The following is a 704-nucleotide window of genomic DNA, read 5'->3' on the forward strand; positions in this document are numbered from 1 at the left end:
TGGGTAATGAACTGTAAGGTACAGTGCTTAACGGTTGACCCATTAAGGTTTGGTGCATATAATGCGGCCGAATATTGCTGCGCACGAGTATAGTCCAAGCTTGTTTATTGCTTTGATTAATATTGCTGATGTTGATTTATTAGATGTTAGCTTGTGGAAATCAACGATGCGTGAGAAAAATCTGGTAAAAGCCGCCTTTGGTGGTCTCTTGAGTGTTACTCAGAGGCTCGGTTGTTTAAGGTTGTGGTGGCTTTTTCGTGTGATGGGCTTTATGCCCATTTTTTGTTTCTGAAATATGAAAAACGGTACTGCCATTGTCTGCAAAAAAGAAGCTGTTAGAAGAATTGATTGAACCGGTCATTGAAGGGCTGGGTTACGAGTGTTGGGGTATTGAATATATGTCCCAGGGTAAGCACTCTGTGTTGCGTGTGTTTATTGAAAGCGCACAAACCGAAGAAAAACAAGAAACTGAAGTCCCTGGTGAAGTAGATGAAAATATCACTGAGGAACAGGCCAGGGAAAGCGGCATAGAGCTCAAAGATTGTGAGCTGGTGAGCCGTCAGTTGAGTGGTGTAATGGATGTAGAAGATCCGATAAACGGAGAGTATACCTTGGAGGTTTCTTCGCCAGGCATGGATCGTCCATTATATAAGCTAAATCACTATGAACGGTTTCAGGGGCACCAAGTTGCCTTGAAATTACGC

At 43.0% G+C, this 704-nt stretch carries 1 protein-coding gene; it reads left to right on the forward strand.

Features of this window, described 5'->3' with window-relative positions; genetic code table 11:
• Nucleotides 1–314 precede the first annotated feature (314 nt).
• The coding region (gene rimP, locus A3756_RS02715; protein WP_068552873.1) for a ribosome maturation factor RimP at nt 315–704 on the forward strand (390 nt) is incomplete at its 3' end.

Source organism: Oleiphilus sp. HI0086 (genome assembly GCF_001635225.1).